Annotated in this window: 15 protein-coding genes and 1 tRNA gene; 10 read left to right on the forward strand and 6 right to left on the reverse strand. The window is 64.3% G+C overall.

The annotated features are described in order from the left end of the window. Positions 1-203: 203 nt before the first annotated feature. The gene (locus QMG84_RS11195; protein WP_281927936.1) at positions 204-653 is read right to left on the reverse strand and encodes a hypothetical protein; all 450 of its coding nucleotides are present in this window, start codon (positions 651-653) and stop codon (positions 204-206) included. A 329-nt stretch (positions 654-982) separates the two neighbouring features. Here QMG84_RS11195 and pal point away from each other — a divergent pair, with 329 nt between their 5' ends. The 3 genes from pal (at position 983) to QMG84_RS11210 (ending at position 2,341) form a co-directional block, all read left to right on the forward strand. Then, complete coding sequence (pal, locus tag QMG84_RS11200) at positions 983-1,513, forward strand: peptidoglycan-associated lipoprotein Pal (protein WP_281927938.1); 531 nt, start codon at positions 983-985, stop codon at positions 1,511-1,513. Positions 1,514-1,585: 72 nt separating this feature from the next. After that, positions 1,586-1,661: transfer RNA gene (locus QMG84_RS11205), tRNA-Trp, on the forward strand. A 266-nt stretch (positions 1,662-1,927) separates the two neighbouring features. Continuing rightward, complete coding sequence (locus QMG84_RS11210) at positions 1,928-2,341, forward strand: hypothetical protein (protein WP_281927939.1); 414 nt, start codon at positions 1,928-1,930, stop codon at positions 2,339-2,341. 117 nt (positions 2,342-2,458) lie between these two features. Here the strand turns inward: QMG84_RS11210 and QMG84_RS11215 are convergent, their stop codons facing one another. Both QMG84_RS11215 and QMG84_RS11220 read right to left on the reverse strand, forming a co-directional pair. Continuing rightward, positions 2,459-3,106 carry an RES family NAD+ phosphorylase gene (locus QMG84_RS11215; RefSeq protein ID WP_281927940.1) on the reverse strand — a complete coding sequence of 216 codons (648 nt, stop codon included), beginning with the start codon at positions 3,104-3,106 and terminating at the stop codon, positions 2,459-2,461. Between the two features lie 94 nt (positions 3,107-3,200). Then, on the reverse strand, positions 3,201-3,584 hold the full coding sequence (locus QMG84_RS11220; RefSeq protein ID WP_281927942.1) for an MbcA/ParS/Xre antitoxin family protein: 384 nt from the start codon (positions 3,582-3,584) through the stop codon (positions 3,201-3,203). Positions 3,585-3,779: 195 nt separating this feature from the next. On the opposite strand from QMG84_RS11220, the gene QMG84_RS11225 reads away from it, so the two are divergent. Continuing rightward, on the forward strand, positions 3,780-4,049 hold the full coding sequence (locus tag QMG84_RS11225; protein ID WP_202071941.1) for a hypothetical protein: 270 nt from the start codon (positions 3,780-3,782) through the stop codon (positions 4,047-4,049). Between the two features lie 32 nt (positions 4,050-4,081). Here the strand turns inward: QMG84_RS11225 and QMG84_RS11230 are convergent, their stop codons facing one another. Next, positions 4,082-4,999: a phytanoyl-CoA dioxygenase family protein gene (locus QMG84_RS11230; protein ID WP_281927943.1), complete on the reverse strand. Its 918-nt coding sequence runs from the start codon at positions 4,997-4,999 to the stop codon at positions 4,082-4,084. Positions 5,000-5,164: 165 nt separating this feature from the next. Here QMG84_RS11230 and QMG84_RS11235 point away from each other — a divergent pair, with 165 nt between their 5' ends. The 4 genes from QMG84_RS11235 (at position 5,165) to QMG84_RS11250 (ending at position 8,755) form a co-directional block, all read left to right on the forward strand. Continuing rightward, entirely contained in the window at positions 5,165-5,458 is a 294-nt protein-coding gene (locus QMG84_RS11235; RefSeq protein ID WP_281927944.1) for a hypothetical protein, read from the forward strand. 384 nt (positions 5,459-5,842) lie between these two features. Then, positions 5,843-6,973 (forward strand): glutamate 5-kinase, encoded by a 1,131-nt coding sequence (gene proB / locus QMG84_RS11240; protein WP_281927945.1) that lies wholly within the window; start codon positions 5,843-5,845, stop codon positions 6,971-6,973. Positions 6,974-7,275: 302 nt separating this feature from the next. Further along, positions 7,276-8,028, forward strand: coding sequence for a DUF2076 domain-containing protein (locus QMG84_RS11245; protein ID WP_281927946.1), 753 nt, complete (start codon positions 7,276-7,278; stop codon positions 8,026-8,028). A 373-nt stretch (positions 8,029-8,401) separates the two neighbouring features. Further along, positions 8,402-8,755 (forward strand): hypothetical protein, encoded by a 354-nt coding sequence (locus QMG84_RS11250; protein WP_281927947.1) that lies wholly within the window; start codon positions 8,402-8,404, stop codon positions 8,753-8,755. Between the two features lie 7 nt (positions 8,756-8,762). Here the strand turns inward: QMG84_RS11250 and QMG84_RS11255 are convergent, their stop codons facing one another. Continuing rightward, positions 8,763-10,211, reverse strand: a complete 1,449-nt coding sequence (locus QMG84_RS11255) for an NAD-dependent succinate-semialdehyde dehydrogenase (RefSeq protein WP_281927948.1) — start codon at positions 10,209-10,211, stop codon at positions 8,763-8,765. 296 nt (positions 10,212-10,507) lie between these two features. On the opposite strand from QMG84_RS11255, the gene QMG84_RS11260 reads away from it, so the two are divergent. Together QMG84_RS11260 and QMG84_RS11265 are read left to right on the forward strand one after the other, a co-directional pair. Continuing rightward, on the forward strand, positions 10,508-11,617 hold the full coding sequence (locus QMG84_RS11260; protein WP_281927950.1) for a glycosyltransferase family 4 protein: 1,110 nt from the start codon (positions 10,508-10,510) through the stop codon (positions 11,615-11,617). Further along, the gene (locus tag QMG84_RS11265; RefSeq protein ID WP_281927952.1) at positions 11,614-13,140 is read left to right on the forward strand and encodes a glucosamine inositolphosphorylceramide transferase family protein; all 1,527 of its coding nucleotides are present in this window, start codon (positions 11,614-11,616) and stop codon (positions 13,138-13,140) included. The genes QMG84_RS11260 and QMG84_RS11265 overlap by 4 nt, the downstream gene beginning before the upstream one ends. A 312-nt stretch (positions 13,141-13,452) precedes the next feature. Here QMG84_RS11265 and QMG84_RS11270 read toward each other — a convergent pair whose 3' ends face one another. After that, positions 13,453-14,802: a lipopolysaccharide biosynthesis protein gene (locus QMG84_RS11270; protein ID WP_281927954.1), complete on the reverse strand. Its 1,350-nt coding sequence runs from the start codon at positions 14,800-14,802 to the stop codon at positions 13,453-13,455. Positions 14,803-14,870: the final 68 nt, after the last annotated feature.

Here is a 14,870-nt window from a genome sequence, read left to right on the forward strand (position 1 = left end):
GAGCGAAGCGAAGCAATCCAGGGCGGCGATGCGGCCCTGGATTGCTTCGTCGGCTCCGCCTCCTCGCAATGACGGCGGAGAGTCCCTGCGTGTCCAAACGGCGAGCGTCGGGTGATGGCGCCGAACCAATCGAGCGGATCTCGCGTCATTCCCGATGCTCGCGAAGCGAGCGGTCGGGAATGACAGACGCCCGAGTGTTCGAGCTATTCGAAGCGCATCTGGAAGGCGACGATCTCGCGCTGCATGGCCGACCGCGGCAAATAGCAGAAGACATTGGTGGAAACCTTAGCCTCCTGGCAATGCTCGTGGACGTCGGTCCAGTCGTAGCCGAGAGTATCCATGCAGGCTCTGATCGTTTGGTGGATCAACCGGGGATTGTCGCGCCGTTCCAGTGGATTATCGCGCTCGACCTGGAACTCGCAGTCCGTGACGTCGATCTTCTGACCTTCGAAATAGCGCCCGCTGATGTCGCTGGTGACGAACATCGCTTCCGTGGCGAGAATAAAGACGAGGCCGAAAACAAGAGCGAGCCTTTCCTGTGTCTTGGACTTCAGGAAATGGACATCGAAGAGCGAGAAAACGCCGATGACGAGCAAGCCGCCGCCCAGGATCAGGGTGAGCGGCGTGAAGAACGGCGCTATTCCCTCATTCATCTTGTCCTCCCGACTCGCCGCCGATGGATAATGATAGTCAGACCGGGGCCGCCGGCAAGAACGATGGCGGGTTCTAGGCAGGGACACTGGGGCTTTTTGACAAAAGTCACCGTGACTTTGTCGCGCGCCGAGGGCCGGGCGATGGCCGCGGCGAGCCCGAGCGCGGCCGTTCATATTTCGTTAACCATTTAACTTTTTAGTAAGGATGAGGCGAATTCGATCGAATGCCACGGGATTTCCACACCTTCGATTAAGGTTGCCGGAACCTTCGCTTAACCATGCGGGACTAGCACTATCCGCAGTTGGTTTACCGTAACAGGAGTTCCTCGATGATCCTTTCTGCTGGCGCCCGCTGCGCCAAATTCGCTGTCGCCATGACGGCGGCCCTGGCCATGACGGCCTGCGCGAAAAATGCGGCGGACGAGGCCGGCGCCGACCTCGCGGGGGGCGCGGGCGGCCGCGGCGGGATTGCCCGCAACGGCGTCGCGACCCCGGGCAGCGCGCAGGACTTTGCAACCAATGTCGGCGATCGCGTTTTCTTCGAGACGGACTCGACCGATTTGACCGCAACCGCCCAATCCACGCTCGACCGTCAGGCGGAGTGGCTCAATCGCTACGGCCGCTACAGCTTCGCCGTCGAAGGCCACGCCGACGAACGCGGCACGCGCGAATATAATTTCGCGCTGGGCGCCCGCCGCGCCGAGGTCGCCAAGAACTATCTGATCTCGCGCGGCGTCTCCGCCTCGCGCATCCGCACGGTGAGCTACGGCAAGGAGCGCCCGGTCGCGGTGTGCGACGATATTTCCTGCTGGTCGCAGAACCGCCGGGCCGTCACTTTGCTCGCAGGCGGAAATTCCTGATCATAAGATCAAAACGCGCTTGCGTCGGCGGCGCTGTTGCGGCATGAGAGGCGCGCGCTGACTGGCGCACGCAGGAGTGTAGCTCAACTGGTAGAGCACCGGTCTCCAAAACCGGGGGTTGGGGGTTCGAGCCCCTCCACTCCTGCCATTAAATCAAATATTCGCGCGGCGGCCCAAGAATAACAGCGCCCGACGCGCCTCCGAACGACCGCCCTCGGCTTCCCAGCGCTCCGAATTCGGATTTACGAGCAGAGTTCCTGCGTCATGGCCGCGCTTGTCGCGGCCATCCACGCCGCGCCGACGCGGAAAGCTGAGAACATGAGCGGAACAACGCCGCTTCTTCTCCCCGCGCGTTGTAACGTCCCGGCGTGGATGCCCGCGACCAGCGCGGGCATGACGGCTGCATAGGGTTTGATGCTTGGCGTCGCGTTTGTGTCTTTGGCCGGCTGCGCGACGATCGTTCGCGGGACGATTCAGACAGTCGCCATCAATACCCCGGGCGTGCCGGGCGCGACCTGCACATTGACGTCGGGCTCCATTGGCTCGCAGGTTGTGACGACCCCGGGCGTCGTTACGCTCGAGAAGGGATCGAGCGCCGTCACAATCCGCTGCTCCAAACCTTGCTATAATGACGGCGTTGGCGCCCTGGCCTCGAACACGGACACCATGGCGGCCGGCAACGTCCTCGCCGGCGGCGTCATCGGTCTTGGCGTCGACGCAGCAACGGGGGCGATGAACCAATATGCGCCTCAGGCCGATATCGTCATGACGGAAGACGGATCATGCCATTCGGGCGCGCCGGCGCCCGCCTCGAAGCGCCGCCGGTGAGGGGTAATTGTCGGCCGGCCCCAATCCAATGAGCTGCGGCCGAAGCATTTGAAAGCGCGCGCCAAGGCGGCGCGCGTTCCCGCAAAGGCCCAGGGTGGACCGGTATAGCTAACCAACTCAACAGGTTGGCGGGTGGCTCCCCCAAGCAGCGATGAGGCTCGCTATCCGTGGGTCCCCGGTAAACTGAAGCAGGGGGAACTCCAAATGTGCGTGTGGGAACTCTCGCAAAGCGACCACACTCTTCCTGAAGACGTGAACATGCCAGGTCTGAGAACCTAATGGCGGAGAAGCGAAAGCTTCTGGATTGAAGACTGCCACATTCGCTCTTGTCATAGGATCTCGCACCGACAGAAAGCGCAGCAAATCCGCGCGGGCCTCGCGAGCAAAGTCGGCAAAGTTCTGACAGGGCTCGTAGTGAACGGGGTCGGTCCAAAGCTTTTCGGCGCTCGAAAATGGGCGCGCCGAAAGATCGAGCGAGCGTCCGGAGCAGATTCTGACTGAGAACGCCGAATGTTCCAAAGCCTTCTGCGGCAGCGGGGTCTGCGGCGACTCTGAGAAAAACAGAAGCTTATAGAACGCAATTTCAGCGACAGCCGTCTCGACCTCCTCGGCTGCATAAAAAACACCTTGAGTTTGTCCTTCCCGGCGAAATCGAGAGCCGCGTTTCGGCGGGGGATATCTGAAAGGCGTCGCCAATAAGTAATGGAGGTTTCTGAATTCTGGCGGAATGATCGGTTTGGTCTTGTCGATCAAGTCTTCAAGCACTCTCTGCTCGTCGAGACTGTCGACAAGCGGGAGGGTCGCAATCAGGTACTGGGCCTCTACCAGCCTCCAGCACTCATGCGCGTATGATTTGAACTCAGACGATAGCTCGGCGGGCGTCCAGATAGGAAATGACATTCGTCAAACCACTTACCGATTGAATGAGGTCAATAGGCCGTCCGCCAAGCGCCAAGTTGTCATTCCTGAGCCAAGCCCCCGCGACCGCCTTGTCGCCGCCGACAAGCGCATCAAGAGAGCGAAAAAGCCGGACGAACAGCACCGCTAACTGAAATGGCTTAGAGCGAGGGTCGAGCTGTAGCTCCCCCGCCCTCATGAGCGAAATGTCCCGGATGCCTACTCCAATGACTTGGGCGACCACGTCTTCGGGGATTTCGAGGCTTGCCGACGCTCTTACGACAGCCTTCGCGACGATGGCGCCGTCTTGCCGGTCCGCTGTTGCGCAATCTGGATGCGTGCCCATAGCCGAATCCTCTGCAAAAACATTAGTGCAAAAAAGTCATTCGTGAAGCCCAATTTGTGCCCAAGTCAATGCTTGGTGAAAAGCGCCCCAACGGCGCACTGACGTTTGCGCTGCGCCCGGTTCCACCTCGCGCATATTGCGCCGCGCGCGCGGAGCGCCAGATTTCTTGCAGGCGGCAAGACGAAAGGCGTCCCCATGGCCCAAGGCATCCACTTCACAGGCGCCTATGCGCCGATCGCATTGCCGGGCCTCGTTCCGGGGGGATGGTATCTCGGCTTCGCCTGCAAGCGCTGCCGGCAGCATTTCGCCGTACTCAATGACCCGTCCGATGGGGCGCCGCTCGAACTATCGGGCTCGGCGTCCTTCACGACGGCCTGCCCGAACTGCGACGTGCAAAGCGAATATTCGACGGCCGATCTCGTCCAGTTTCAGGCTGCCCAGGGCGGCCCATCCTCCACGGCTTGAATGGCCGCGCGTGGTCTCGTCAGGGTCTTCTTCTAATCCTTCGGCTTTCGCCTATTCGCGAATGCTGAAATGATATGTTGCGCAAGCGAGCTTCCGTCGACGCGCACGCCGGAGAGCCCGCTCTCCTTTCGCACATCTTTCACCCGCCTTCTGATGGTCGTCCCGGCCATTGCGTCGTTTTTCAGCGGCGTCGTATAGCGGCAGCCCTCGAAGAAATAATGCGTGACCTGGCTCCAGCGCGATCGGGCGGCGTCAACGCGCGGCGCGCCGCCGTGCAGGAGGTTCGAGGCCCAGATCAGCGCCTGTCCCTTGCGCGCGAGAAAGGTTTGCCGCTCGACGCCCAGGGCTTTTGGCAGCGCGTCATGCAGATGGACGAACTTCCGCACTGCGGCGTCGGGCGGGTCATTCGCCAGCGACACGCCGATGTGCTCATTGCCGTAGCTCGGCCAGACATGCGACCCGGGATAATAGTAAAGCGGCCCCGCATCCGCACCCACGTCCTCGAGCGCGACCCAGACCCCGCACATGAAGCGCTCAGGGATGGCGCTGAAGTGAATATGGTCGCTATGCGCGGGCTGCTGCGTGCCGATCGGGAAATTCAGCGTTTGAAAGGGAAACGCCGTCTTTCCGTAAAGGGCGGAAAGAAGATCGAGAATGGCGTCGTTGCAGGCGATGTCGCGCACGTCCCGGTCGAACTCCCAGGCGTCCTGGATACGCGCGCTCATCGGGCAGGCGGCGGGGTCTGACCATCCGAAACGCGCCGCCAGACGGTTTTTGATCGCCTCGGCTTTTTCGTCGAATCGAGCGTCGGGAAAGTCGATGACCGCGAAACCATGGTCGTGCAATTGCTGCGCGATGAGCTGATAGCTTTCCGGCAGCGACGAAATGTCCCGGGCGAAAAAGGGGCTCTCGATCAATGGCACGCCCGGCAATAAGTCCTTCGTCAACATCGCTGATCTCGTCGCCGTTATGAAACTGCGCCATCCTAGCAGGGCGGCGCCCTCCCGCCCAACCCTCGCCCGCCACCCGGGCGCGGGCTTGCTCCAGGAAGGGGCGATCCTATCTTCGGGAAGCGTTATCCGGCGCAAGAGCTACGAAATTTTGGGAGGTTGCCGATGAAGAAATTCGTATTGGCCACGACCTGCGCCCTCGGCGCCACCTTGCTGGCGCCGCTGGCTCTCGCCCAGGCGCCAGCGCCAGCGGCGCCCGCCGGGCCCGATTGCCCGGCGCAGGCGTCCGCCAAGAAACTGGCTGGCGCGGCGCTCAACAGCTTCCTGAAAAAGTGCGAACGCGACGCAGCGACCGCCTCCTGCAACACGGCGGCCGCGGAGAAGAAGCTCGCCGGCGCCGCCAAGACGAGCTTCACGAAAAAATGCGTGAAGGACGCCACCGAGAAAAAGCCGCAGTGACCTGAGTCGCTCGCGGAACCAAGATTTGGAGCGTACGGCGGCGCAAGCCGCCGTCCCCGTTTTGGGTGCGCGCCGCCCGCCGCGGCGCTCGGAATCGGGGTTAACAAACTGCGCAACCGCGTCATGCCCGCACTTGTCGCGGGCATCCACGCCAGGACATTGCGACACGCGGGGAGAAGAAGACGCGGCGTTATCCCGGCTCATGCTCTCAGCTTTCCGGGTCGGCGCGGCGTGGATGGCCGCGACAAGCGCGGCCATGACGGCGGAGCGGAGCATCTCTGCTGGTTAACCCCAATTCGGAGCGCTGCCCCGTCGCGCCCATTTGCAGCCACCCGCCCCTTGAGCTAACTCTCGCGCTTCCCGCGGCATCGTTCCCCTGAGCCTATGACCTATCGCGCGCCCGACATCGCCTCCTTCCGCCGCATCGTCGTCAAGGTCGGCTCGTCCCTCCTCGTCGACCCCAAGGAAGCGGCGGCGAAGCGGCGCTGGCTGACGCGGCTCGCCGACGACATTGCGACGCTGCACCGGGGCGGCGCCGACGTTCTGGTCGTTTCCTCCGGCGCCGTGGCGCTGGGGCGCAGCGTGCTCGGCTTTCCGAATGGCGCCCTGCCGCTGGAAGATAGCCAGGCCGCCGCCGCGATCGGGCAGATCGCCCTCGCCCGCCTCTGGGCCGAGGCGCTGCACGAGCGCGGCCTGATCGCCGGACAGGTGCTCGTCACCTTCGGCGATACGGAAGAGCGCCGCCGTTATCTCTATGCGCGCGAATGCCTCAACCGGCTCATGTCGTTGCGCGCCGTCCCGGTGATCAACGAAAACGACACGGTCGCGACCGCCGAAATCCGCTATGGCGACAATGATCGGCTCGCCGCCCGCGTCGCCACGATGGCCAGCGCCGATCTTCTGGTGCTGCTCTCGGACGTCGACGGTCTTTACACCGCCCCGCCCGCCTCCGACCCCAGCGCCCGGCATATTCCGGTCTTGCCGCGTGTGACGGCGGAAATCGAGGCCATGGCCGGCGGCGCCGCCTCGCAATATTCGCGCGGCGGCATGCGCACCAAGATCGAAGCGGCGAAGATCGCCACCACCGGCGGCGCGCATATGGTCATCGCGGACGGGCGCGCCGAGGCGCCGATCGAGCGCATCGCCAAGGGCGAGCGGTGCACCTGGTTCCTCACGCCGTCGAACCCGGTGACGGCCCGCAAGAAATGGATCGCCGGCTCGCTCGAGCCCAAGGGCGCGGCGCATATCGACGAGGGCGCGGCCAGGGCGCTTCTTGCCGGCGCGAGCCTGCTGCCGGCGGGCGTCACGCGCCTCGAAGGCGGCTTTGCGCGCGGCGATTGCATCGTGATCCGCGATCATCGCGGCGGCGAGATCGGACGGGGCCTCGTGACCTATGACGCCCTCGACGCGGCGAAAATCATCGGCCGCTCGACCAGGGACATCGAATCGATCCTGGGCTTCAAGGGTCCGGACGAGATCATCCACCGGGACGATATGGCGCTTGCGGGCGAGTGATATTCGCGACGCTCCCGCCGTTTGGACACGCAGGAAACCACCGCCGTCATTGCGAGGAGACGGAGCCGACGAAGCAATCCAGGGCCGCATCGCCGCCCTGGATTGCTTCGCTTTGCTCGCAATGACGGGCTCTGGGCAAAACCAGCGCTTTTGTGGCTCCGGCTTCCCGGTCGGGCTTTCAGCCCCGCCATCTTGCAAAACTTTAACACGGCGGCGCTGGCGGCCGCACTTGGCGGGCGCGCCGCCTTCCCCCATATTCGACTCGCCGCGCCTTTCGGGCCGGTTCCTATGTGGAGAGACTGATGTCACCGGAAGAACGTCAACTGCTCGTCGGGCTGTTCGAGCGCACGAAGAGCGCCGCCAACGGTCCACGCGACCAGGAGGCGGAAACTTTCATCAGCGAGCAGGTCAAGCAGCAGCCGGCCGCGCCTTATCTTCTGGCGCAGACGGTGATCGTGCAGGACCAGGCCCTGCAGGGCGCCAATGCGCGCATCCAGGCGCTCGAAGCACAGGTAAAGGAATTGCAGTCGAAGCCCGCCGGCGGTTTTCTCGGCGGCCTCTTCGGCGGCGGTCAGCAGCGGCAGGCTCCGCCGCCGCCTCAGGCCGCGCCGAGCGGACCGTGGGGCGCGCCGCCTCAGGGCGGCCGCAATCCCGTTGCGGGCGGCTACGCCCCGCAGGGATGGGGCCAGCAGCAACCGCAGGCGCCGGCCGGCGGCGGCAACAGCTTCCTGCACGGGGCGCTGGGGACAGCGGCGGGCGTCGCAGGCGGCGTGCTGCTCGCTGACGGCATCCGGAGCCTGTTCAGCCATGGCTCGGGCGCCGGCGGGATGGCCAATCTCGGCATCGGCTCGGGCTTCACGCCCACCGGCGAGACGACCGTCATCAACAATTATTACGGCGACGAGCCCGGAGCCCCCGGAGCCTATGACGCCGGCTACGACCCGGGCTACGACGACTCGGGCAATGTCAGCGACGCGGGCTATAGCTCGGACCCCGGCTATGACGACGGGGGCGGCTTCGACGACGACGGCGGCGACGGCGGCTTCGACGTCTGAGCCACGCCGACGGGAACCCAGGGCCTGAGGCGGACCTTTACTGGCTCTGGATTCCTGGTCGGGCCTGCGGCCCTCGCAAATACGGACCCGCCGGGCGACCGGCGGGTCTTTTTGTTTACAAACCTCCGAGGCGGCCTCTTCCTTCGAGACGCGAGCGTGCTCGCTCCTCAGGATGAGGCCTAAGTGTTTGGCGCAGATGCAAAAAGCCCCTCCTGCTGAGGAGCCTGCGCAGCAGGCGTCTCGCAGCACGAGGGGCGTCACAAGCCTGATCCGCCGGCCGACCGGCTAAAAGCCCTGTGCGCCATCGCACGAACTTTCCGCTCCAGAGCCCCTAAACCTCATTCATCGAATGAGAGACAGAAGGGGCCTGGACATGAACCGCACCGAAACCACCCGCGAGATGCTTTCCCGCAAATTCGCCTCGCGCCCGATGCGGGCCGCCGTCGCGGTGAAGATCGCTTTCTTGATCCTCGGCGCCGATGTGAGCTTCGCGGCGGCCAAGGCCTATTTCCACGCGCCCGCCGCCCCGGCTGTCGGCGCCAGCGTCTCGGCGGTCGCGCCCTTCATCCTCCCGGTCGAGGAAAAGGCGGAGGTCCGCCCGGAAGCCGCCCCGCAGCCCGTGGCCGTCGCCAGCGCCTCGACCTGCCACGAGGTGCTGACCCAGACCGACGACGGCTATGGCGTGCGCGGCTCCGTCACCCGCATCGTTTGCCGCAAGGCGCTGTGAGGGCGGCTTACATGCCGCCGATACAGACGTATTTCATCTCCAGATAATCATCGATGCCATAGCGCGAGCCCTCGCGGCCCATGCCCGAATGCTTGATCCCGCCGAAAGGCGCGGCTTCCGAGGTGAGGATGCTTTCGTTCACCCCCACCATGCCGAATTCGAGCTTCTCGGCGACGCGGAAGATGCGCGCGATGTCGTTGCTGTAGAAATAAGACGAGAGGCCGTAGGGCGTGGCGTTGGCCAGCCGGATCGCCTCCTCCTCCGTCTCGAAGGCGATCACCGGCGCGACCGGGCCGAAGGTCTCCTCGCGGAAGATCAGCGCGTCGGCAGAAACTCCGCCCAGCACCGTCGGCTGGAAGAACAGGCCGCCGAGCGCATGTCGTGCGCCGCCGGTCAGCACTTTGGCGCCATGCGCCACGGCGTCGGCGATATGGCGCTCCACCTTCTCGACCGCCGCCTCCTCAATCAACGGGCCGACATCGACGCCCTCCAGCACGCCCGCGCCCACCTCCAGGGCGCTCGCCGCCTCGGCGAGCTTTTGCGAGAAGGCGTCGGCGACGCTCTTCTGCACGAGGAAGCGGTTGGCCGACACGCAGGTCTGCCCGCAGTTCCGGTATTTGGTGGCGATGGCGCCTTTCACGGCGCGATCGAGGTCAGCGTCCTCGAAGACGATGAGCGGCGCATTGCCGCCGAGCTCCATCGAGCATTTCTGCACATTGTCCGCGGCCTGGCGGAGGAGAATCTTGCCGACCTCCGTCGAGCCCGTGAAGGTGAGCTTGCGCACGATCGGATTGCGCGTCAGCTCCTGCCCGACGGGAACAGGGTCTTTCGCGGTCACCACATTGACGACGCCCGCCGGCACGCCCGCGCGCTCAGCCAGCTCCGCCAGCGCAAGGGAGGAAAAGGGCGTCAGCTCCGCCGGCTTCACAACCATCGTGCAGCCGGCCCCGAGCGCCGCCGAAACCTTGCGCGCCAGCATCCCCGAGGGAAAATTCCACGGCGTGATGGCCGCCGTGACGCCGATCGCCTGTTTCAGGACAAGGAGGCGCCTGTCCATCCCGCCCGGCACGATGTCGCCATAGACGCGGCGGCCTTCTTCGGCGAACCAGTCGATATAGGAGGCGCCATAGGCGATCTCGCCGCGCGCCTCGAAGAGCGGCTTGCCCTGCTCCGCCGTGATGATGTGCGCGAGGCGCTCCTGCTCTGCCATGACCAGATCGAACCAGCGGCGCATGATCTGCGCCCGCTCCTTCGCCGGACGATCGCGCCAGATCGGCAGCGCCCTGGAAGCCGCCTCGATCGCCTGCCGCGTCTCGGCGGCGCCCATATCGGGCACGGTCCCGAGCGTCTCGCCCGTGGCGGGATTGGTCACCGCGAAAACCCCGCCGTTATTGGCTGCGACCCATTCGCCGCCGATAAAAGCGCGCTGTTTCAAAGAGAGCTCGTCGACCTTCATACGCCGCAACCTTCGTCCTCGCGCCAGATGGCGCATATGCAGCCAGTCGTTGCCTCGCCATACGAAGGGCTGGTCAGATTCGTCGATCTAGCAGGAATTTCCCTGAAAATGCGGAAGGCGCTTTTCCGTGAGCCTGCTCAGCGCCTCTGATACAGGACAGAAGGGGTCCGTTTTCAAGAAAAAATACATCTTCGTGAATTAGCAATTTTTCCAAGATTTCTCACCCCCGCCCGAAAGAGGCGTCCATCCCTGGCAGATTGCGCCCGAGCGCGCGCGATGCAACCGAGCGAAATTTCTTGAGCCCTACCCGAGAGAAGACCGTCGCCATCGTCCAGACACAGGCGGAGAACGCCGGCGCACAGGAGATCGCCCGCCAGCTTGCCAATGGCTTTGCGGCGCGCGGCTGGCGGGTGCGGCAGATTTTCTTCTTTCGACGCACCGAGAGCTTCGACGCCGACCCCAATGTCTTCTTCTGCGCCAAAGAACGGCCGTCGACCGCCTTTGGCGTCTTGAAGCTGATCGGCGCGCTTTACAGCGAGTTTCGCCGCGAGAAGCCGGACGCCGTCGTGACCCTTCAGCACTATGGGAATCTGATCGGCGCGCCGATCGCGCGTCTTGCCGGCAAGTCCGTCGTTATCGCCAATCAGTTGACCTCGGCGCAGCTCGTCCCCGGCCCTGTCGCGCTCGCCGACAAACTCATGGGCGCCATCGGCTTCTACGACCATATCGTCGTCAATTCCGCGCAGACCGAGGCGGAGTATCGTGACTATCCGTCGTCCTATGCGAAGCTGCTGACGCGCGTCGATCATGGGTTCTTCGACAAGTCCTCGCCGCTTGCCAAATCCCAAGCGCGCGCGCGGCTCGGTTTGCCGCAAGAGGTTCCCTTGCTCGGTTGCGCGGCGCGGCTGCATCATTTGAAGCAGCTCGATCTCGCCATACGCACGCTCGTTGAAAACCCGGATCAGCATCTCGCGCTCGCCGGCCAGGGACAGGAACGCGACAATCTGGAGGCGCTCGCCGCCGCGCTCGGCGTCGCCGATCGCACGCATTTCCTCGGCGAGCTCGGGACGGCGCAAATGGGCGCGTTTCTCGCGTCGCTCGACTGTTTCGTCTTCCCCAGCGCCGCCGAGACATTCGGCCTCGCCCCGGTAGAGGCGGCGCAGGCCGGCGTCCCGGTCGTCGTCAATGACATCGAAGTTTTGCGCGAGGTGCTCGCAGTAGACGGCGAGCCTTGCGCCATCTTTGTCGACGCGCGCGACACGAAGGCTTTTGCGGCAGCGACGCGGCGTCTTCTCTCCGACGCGGAACTCTCCGCAAAGCTCACCGCCGTCGGGCGGCGCCTGACCGAGCGCTATCCCCTCGACGCCATGATCGAGGATTACGTGCGCCTCGCAGCTTCGGCATGACCTACCGTCACATTCTCATTATCGTCGCCGCCTCGCGCTTCATGCGCTGGCACGAGCGTTTGCGGGATTCCCTGGCGCAACGCTGGCCGCAAGCGGAAATCGCCTTTTGTTTCGACCCTCGGGAGGATGATCGTCCCGCTTCGCAGACGCAGCTTCTCGCGCTCGAGCGCATGCTGCTGCGCCGTAACAAGCCGACGCTCTGCGACCATCTGCAGGCCGCGCCGCAGAACGCGCCTCCGGCGTCCGGGGCCGATATTGTCATCGATCTCATCGGCGACGCCTCTTCGACCTGCGCCGCGCGCGTCCTTCGCCCGCTGTACGACGGACAAAAAACGGACCAGGGCGCCGTCGCCGCCATACTCTCGGGCGCCGCGCCGACCCTCGCCGTCGAGGACGCCGCGACGGGGGCGATTCTGGTGGAGGGCCTTCCTTCCTTCGAAGCCGCCGACGGTCTCATCGGCGGCCTGGAAGCCGTCTATTCACGCATCTGCGTGCTGATCGAAAAAGCGCTGGCGACGCCGGACAGCGCCGTCGCGACTTCCGCCAGCCACAGCAAGAGACGCCCGCGCGCGCTCGCGGCCTTCGCCGCATGCAACCTCGCCCATGAATGCGCGCGCTGGCTCTACCATCTTTGCTGCCACTCGCCGCATTGGCGGATCGGCTGGCGCTTTGTCGACGGTCCCGGCGTCATCGAAACCGGCGATCTCTCCGGGAGCAAATGGCGAGCCCTGGCGGATGAGACGACGAGCTTCGCGGCCGATCCCTTCCCGATCGACTGGCGCGGCCAAAGGGGCGTGTTCTACGAGCGTCTCGATTACCGCCGGGGCGTTGGCGACATATGCTTCCAGCCCTTCGACGATACCGGCCCTGCTGGCGCGCCCGTCGAGGCCCTGAGCGAATCCTGGCATCTCTCCTATCCCTTCCTCATCGAGGAGGATGGCGCGCTCTATATGGTCCCGGAGGCTTCGGCCTCGGGCGCGATCACGCTCTACCGTTGCGTGGAATTTCCGGCGAAATGGGAGCCGGTCGCGACGCTTGTCGAAGGCGTCGAGGCTGCCGACGCCACGATTTTCCGCCACGGCGGCCGGTATTGGATGACCTCCGTTGTGCGCGATGGCTATGGCGGCTACTCCGACACGCTCGCCATCCATCACGCGCCGAGCCTCTTTGGGCCATGGGAGGCGCATGAACTCTCGCCTGTGCTGGTGGATTCGCGCGTGGCGCGGCCCGCTGGCGCGGTCGTTTCGCATAATGGCGCGCTGTTGCGGCCCGTCCAGGACTGCTCGAGCGGTTACGGCAAGAAGCTCGCTATCATGCGCATCGACGCGCTCGATCCGCGCACCTTCCGGCAAACGCTTGTCGCCCATCTCGGGCCGGGCGGAGATTGGCCGGGAAACCGCCTCCACACACTGAATCGCTGCGGCCGCCTGGAAGTGATCGACGGCGCGATCCTCACGCCGAAATACACGCCGTTACGGCGCGTGCTGCATCGGGCGATCGACGGTCGCGGCTTGGATGCGTGAGACGCGCGCGTTGCGAGCGCGACGCCTGGTATCATTTCCGTTTGAATAGCTCGCATTGGCGCTTGTCATACGAGCTCCGCTTGATTGGTTTGGTGTTGATCCCGATGCTCGCAAAACGAGCGATCGGAATTACCGCCGTCATTGCGAGGAGCAAAGCGACGAAGCAATCCAGCGCCGCATCGCCGCCCTGGATTGCTTCGCTTCGCTCGCAATGACGGGGTCTGAGCGCAGCGCTTCTTATGGCTCTCGATTCCCGATCGCTCGCTGCGCGAGCGTCGTGAATGACACCAAACCAATCAAGCGGAACCCGCATTACGCCGAATAGGCGCGGCGCGCGATGCGCGCCCGCAGATAGGGGAAGACGCTCATCACGCTGGTGTCGGCGCCGACCGCGCGCTTGCAAATGATGGACAGCGCCATGAACAATGGCGCATTGACGAGCGCAAAGGCCCATGCCGCGCCGAGGCTTCCAAAGAGAAATGAGAGCATCGCCGTCAGCGTGAACCGCAACAGCGTCGCGGCGGTGATGATGCGCGAATAAATCTTTTCATGCCCGGTCGTCAGCAGGATCACCGACGCCGAGCCGCTCGACGACATGATGAAGCAAGCGGTCGATAACACGACCAGCGTCGGATAAACGGCCGAAAAACGCTCGCCGAAGATCATGAGGATCTCGTGCCCGAAGACGTAGATCAACAACAGCAGCGGCGCGAGCATCGCCGTCGAGACCAGCACGAGCGAGCGCAGGATATCCTGCAGCTTCTGCGTCTGTCCGGAGAAGTGCAGGCTGGCGCTTTGCGACATCGAATAGGTGTTCAAACCCGTCAGCACCATGATGAACACATTGGCGATGCGCGCGGCGACGAAATAATCGCCCGCCGCCTCCGGCGACGCCAGATAGCCGATGATCATAACGTCGAAATTGGCGCTGCCGGCCTCGACCACCGCCGATTGCCACATCGCAAGGCCGCGCGGCAGCCACTGCCGACGATCGGCCTGGTTCGCGCGCTCAACGGGATGCGCTTTATAGGCGGCGCGCACGTAGCGCAGCGCCGCGGCGAAAGACAAGATCTGCCCGATCCCCGCCGCTGTGAAGAATTCCGCCGGGGTAAGCCCCTGATGCAGCACCGACCATATGACGACGATGAGGAGCACGACGCGCCAGACGAGCTCCCGCGTCACTTCGGACACGACGAAATTCACGATCACGCGCGTGGAGTGAGAGGAATAATGAAGCAGCGTCTGGGCGACGAGGAAAAACGCGCCGGCGAGCAGCGCCGTTCGCGCAAGGCTGGGAAAGAAGAAGGGCGCCAGAACCAGCATGCCGCAGGCGAATACAAGCGCCGAAGCGACGATCATGAACCAGCCGTAGCGATAGGCGCCCCAGGCCTGCGCATAATCGCTTTTGCCGGCATATTCGCCGAAGGATCGGGCGATCAGCGTATCCTGCCCGAAGCAGGCGGCGACGGCGAGGAAGCTCAGGGCGTTGAACCAGATGGCGAGGCGGCCGAAGTCGTCCGACGTCATGCCCCTGGCGGCCATGGTGAAGACCGCCACCGTCAGCAGCGCGCCAGAAGCTTTGATCGCCATGGCGGCGACGGCCGACACGGCTGTCTTACGCGCCAGAAACCGCGCCGCCAGAGACCGGAGAGAAAGAGCCATCAACGACGCACCTCGAGGGCGATAGGTCCAGTAAGCGGCGCGTCCGTTTCAAAGCCTCCGCCCAGGCG

The sequence above is a fragment of the Methylocystis iwaonis genome, from assembly GCF_027925385.1.
GTDB lineage: Bacteria > Pseudomonadota > Alphaproteobacteria > Rhizobiales > Beijerinckiaceae > Methylocystis > Methylocystis iwaonis.

What these genes read in the sequence shown, in the direction of transcription:
- QMG84_RS11195 (WP_281927936.1), bottom strand. Translation starts at nt 653, where the DNA reads ATGAATGAGGGAATAGCGCCGTTCTTCACGCCGCTCACCCTGATCCTG.
- pal (WP_281927938.1), top strand. Translation starts at nt 983, where the DNA reads ATGATCCTTTCTGCTGGCGCCCGCTGCGCCAAATTCGCTGTCGCCATG.
- QMG84_RS11210 (WP_281927939.1), top strand. Translation starts at nt 1,928, where the DNA reads ATGCTTGGCGTCGCGTTTGTGTCTTTGGCCGGCTGCGCGACGATCGTT.
- QMG84_RS11220 (WP_281927942.1), bottom strand. Translation starts at nt 3,584, where the DNA reads ATGGGCACGCATCCAGATTGCGCAACAGCGGACCGGCAAGACGGCGCC.
- QMG84_RS11225 (WP_202071941.1), top strand. Translation starts at nt 3,780, where the DNA reads ATGGCCCAAGGCATCCACTTCACAGGCGCCTATGCGCCGATCGCATTG.
- QMG84_RS11230 (WP_281927943.1), bottom strand. Translation starts at nt 4,999, where the DNA reads ATGTTGACGAAGGACTTATTGCCGGGCGTGCCATTGATCGAGAGCCCC.
- QMG84_RS11235 (WP_281927944.1), top strand. Translation starts at nt 5,165, where the DNA reads ATGAAGAAATTCGTATTGGCCACGACCTGCGCCCTCGGCGCCACCTTG.
- proB (WP_281927945.1), top strand. Translation starts at nt 5,843, where the DNA reads ATGACCTATCGCGCGCCCGACATCGCCTCCTTCCGCCGCATCGTCGTC.
- QMG84_RS11245 (WP_281927946.1), top strand. Translation starts at nt 7,276, where the DNA reads ATGTCACCGGAAGAACGTCAACTGCTCGTCGGGCTGTTCGAGCGCACG.
- QMG84_RS11250 (WP_281927947.1), top strand. Translation starts at nt 8,402, where the DNA reads ATGAACCGCACCGAAACCACCCGCGAGATGCTTTCCCGCAAATTCGCC.
- QMG84_RS11255 (WP_281927948.1), bottom strand. Translation starts at nt 10,211, where the DNA reads ATGAAGGTCGACGAGCTCTCTTTGAAACAGCGCGCTTTTATCGGCGGC.
- QMG84_RS11265 (WP_281927952.1), top strand. Translation starts at nt 11,614, where the DNA reads ATGACCTACCGTCACATTCTCATTATCGTCGCCGCCTCGCGCTTCATG.
- QMG84_RS11270 (WP_281927954.1), bottom strand. Translation starts at nt 14,802, where the DNA reads ATGGCTCTTTCTCTCCGGTCTCTGGCGGCGCGGTTTCTGGCGCGTAAG.